This is a genomic window from uncultured Faecalibacterium sp. (assembly GCF_900066275.1).
Lineage (GTDB): Bacteria > Bacillota > Clostridia > Oscillospirales > Ruminococcaceae > Faecalibacterium > Faecalibacterium taiwanense.
Window position 1 is genome coordinate 1 of record NZ_FMFG01000071.1, and the last position, 3196, is coordinate 3196.

Here is a 3196-nt window from a genome sequence, read left to right on the forward strand (position 1 = left end):
TGCCCCGACGATGCAGTTCCCGCATGGAAGCAAATCTTTCATCGAGGATTTTTTCGTCATGCCGCAGCTGCATCACCATATAAACATCGCACCCCGCGTTCAGAAACCTCTGCGGGATGTCCGTCATAGGTTCGCCGTCAAAGTTCTGGTTCCATTTTTGCTGCATCGTCCACCTCACAGTTCCGGCGCAGAACGTGCAGACGATTTTGGCGCAGACGTATCACTTGCCAGTTCTGCCAGCTTTTCCAGTGTGGAAGAGCGATGGTCTGCACTCAGTTCCTCGGTTTCCGCAACTTTGTCCATGACGGCATCGTAGTCCTGCAACAGCCGCCGCCCCTTTTCCATGTGGTGCGCTTCCAGAATCTGCTCACGGGCTTCCTGAATGGTCAGTTCCGGGGCATCCAACTGCCCGCCGTCCATCACAGAATAATCGCTGTGGTAGAGTGTGTAGTCCCATCCATCCTCACAGGACTGGATGGCAAGATAGCCCTTACCGCCCAGTTCCCATACAGCCTGCTCGTCCTGTGTCTGAATTTCGGGGTAGAAGTCGGCATGGTTTCGCTCCATGACCTCGGCAAACTGGCAGATGTGGAACACATTGCCCAGACCGCCCATGTCAAAGTGATAATCATCCAGATGTTCCACCCGTGCCGTAAAACTGCGCCCATCCGGGTAATCCACCTGAATCACGCCGCCATCTGGAATGCGATAGAGGTCATCATAGTGGCTGTTGATGAGACGAATATCCTTCGGCAGCGTTTCCGGCTCCCAGATGCGCCGCCTGCCAATGCCCGCCTGCGGGATGTTTTCGAGGATCTTTACGCTTTCCTGTTGGATGACCTTGCGGTCATCGTCCGAAAGTTCAAATAGATACCAGTTCCGGGCGGCAGGAATGGCGTTCCTGCCATCGGGCGGCAGGTTCTTTTCGGAAATCTGCCCGCTTTCCAGCGGCTCGCCGGTCACCTTGTTGTAGGTGGCAAAGCCGACTCCTGCACCGTTTTCCCGGAGGTGGAGATAGCGTTCATCGTTGATAAGGTAAACCGCTTCTTTTTTCTGCTCCATCAGCAACCACCCTCAAATTCCAGAGAAAACTTGCTGCGGCCATCCGCCTCGGTGCCCAACAGCACGGTTGCATTGTAGGTCTTGCCCTTGGCGCTCTTGCAGTCCTTCAGCCTGACACGGCCATCCCGCAGCAGCTTGTCCGCCATTCGGCCATCCAAACGCTTGCCCAGACGCTTAAAGAACGCATTGTCCTTCCACAGCACGAAACGGCACTCCCGGTTCTCGCAGAACCAGCCCTTTTCACGCTCCACGACAGGCTTACCGCAGTTCGGGCAGACACCAATAATTTTGTTTTTCATAAGCGCATTCGCTCCTTTCGCAGCCTCGGTGGTCGTTACCAGCGAGGAAATCATCTCTTTGATTTCAGTCATAAAAGTTTCAGGCTCCATTTCGCTGCGCTCGATTTGCAGCAGTTTTGTTTCCCAATCGGCGGTCATTTCCGGGGATTGGATTTCTTCGGGCATTACGGTAATAAGGGCTTTGCCCTTGTCGGTAGGCAGCAGCACCTTGGTTTTCTTGTTGCCCTTGCGCTCCAGAAAGCCCTTCTGCACCAGCTTTTCGATGGTGGCGGCTCTGGTTGCCGGGGTGCCGATGCCCTGATGTTCCACACCCTCCGGCATACTGTCTGCACTAGCGGTTTCCATCGCATGAAGTAGAAGGTCCTCGGTAAAATGCTTCGGCGGGGTCGTTTGCCCCTCTTTCAGTTCGGCGTTGAGAATGCCGCACTCATTTTCTGCGACATTGGGCAGGGCTGTGAGTTTCTGCTTTCGGTTCAGGATATCTGCCAGCACCTTGCGCTCCACCGCTTTCCAGCCTTCCTCCAAAACTTCCTTGCCCTTGGCGGTAAATTCCTCCCCGGCGCATTCGGTGGTCAGCAGGGTCTCCAGATAACGGAAGGGCTTGCTTACCGCCATCAGCGTCCGGGCGATGATGAGCTTCAGGACATTCTGCTCCCCCTTGGGCAATGCGTCCAGATCGGCTTGCAGCATACTGCGAGTGGGCAGGATAGCGTGGTGGTCGGTGACTTTTTCCGGGTTGACGGTGCGCCGTGTCCGGGGCACAGCTTCGTCCACATCTTCCGGGGTAATGTCGAGAAAAACCTCCAGTGCCTCGGTCAGTTCTTCCAGCATTTCCTCGTCATCGTCGGTGATATAGCAGCTATCAGTTCTGGGATAAGTGGTAAGTTTCTTCTCATAAAGGCTCTGCACATAGTCCAGCGTCTGCTGTGCGCTGTACCCCAGCAGGCGGTTGGCATCTCGCTGAAGGGTGGTCAGATCGTACAGCGGCGGCGGATTTTCGGATTTTTCCTTGCGGATGATGCGCTGGATCGTTGCTACCATCTCCTTTCGGCAGGCTTCCAGCAGGTTTTCGGCAACGGATTTTTCGGGAATGCGGCGGCTGGATGCCGTGCAGCCGCTGGTCAGTTCCAGATCCACCGTGTAGAACTTCTCCGGCACAAAGGCGGCAATGGCGGCTTCCCGCACCACCGTCATGGCAAGCACCGGGGTCATAACACGCCCCACCGCCAGCGGTTGACCGTACAGGCACGAAAAAAGCCGGGACGCATTGATGCCGACCATCCAGTCGGCGCGTTCCCGGCAGAGAGCTGCGTTGTACAGCGCATCGTATTCAGTTGACGGTTTGAGGTGGGCAAAGCCCTCCCGGATAGCTGATTCTTCCATGCTGGACAGCCACAGGCGGGTAAAGGGCTTTTTGCATCCGGCTTGCTGATACACTAAGCGGAAGATCAGTTCTCCCTCGCGTCCTGCATCCGTAGCACAGATCACGCTGTCAACATCCGGGCGGTGCATGAGCTTTTGCAGGATGCAAAACTGCTTTTTGGTGCTGGCAGACACCAGATACTGCCACTTCTGCGGTAGGATGGGCAAGTCTGCAATGCTCCACTTGACGTATTTGGCATCATAAACATTGGGCGGTGCCAGTTCCACCAGATGACCAACGCACCAGCTGACGAGATAGCCGTTGCCCTCAAGGTAGCCGTCCTGCCGGTTGGTCGCACCGAGAACTTTTGCATAGGACATGGCCACCGAGGGCTTTTCTGCCACGACTAATTTTGCGATAAGAATCCCTCCAATCTGTTTCGGATTGCAATATGTAAGGCGGCAAACGCCGC

The 3196-nt window shown here is 55.5% G+C and carries 2 protein-coding genes; both read right to left on the reverse strand.

The features are described 5' to 3' along the window. Positions 1-174: 174 nt before the first annotated feature. Positions 175-1062 (reverse strand): LPD16 domain-containing protein, encoded by an 888-nt coding sequence (locus QZL71_RS12875; RefSeq protein ID WP_294649117.1) that lies wholly within the window; start codon positions 1060-1062, stop codon positions 175-177. Then, positions 1062-3104: a type IA DNA topoisomerase gene (locus QZL71_RS12880; RefSeq protein ID WP_294649119.1), complete on the reverse strand. Its 2043-nt coding sequence runs from the start codon at positions 3102-3104 to the stop codon at positions 1062-1064. Before QZL71_RS12880 ends, QZL71_RS12875 begins: the two co-directional genes overlap by 1 nt. Between the last annotated feature and the right edge of the window lie 92 nt (positions 3105-3196).

Excerpts from the sequence above, each read along its gene's own strand:
- QZL71_RS12875 (WP_294649117.1), bottom strand. The coding sequence starts at position 1,062 with ATGGAGCAGAAAAAAGAAGCGGTTTACCTTATCAACGATGAACGCTAT.
- QZL71_RS12880 (WP_294649119.1), bottom strand. The coding sequence starts at position 3,104 with ATGTCCTATGCAAAAGTTCTCGGTGCGACCAACCGGCAGGACGGCTAC.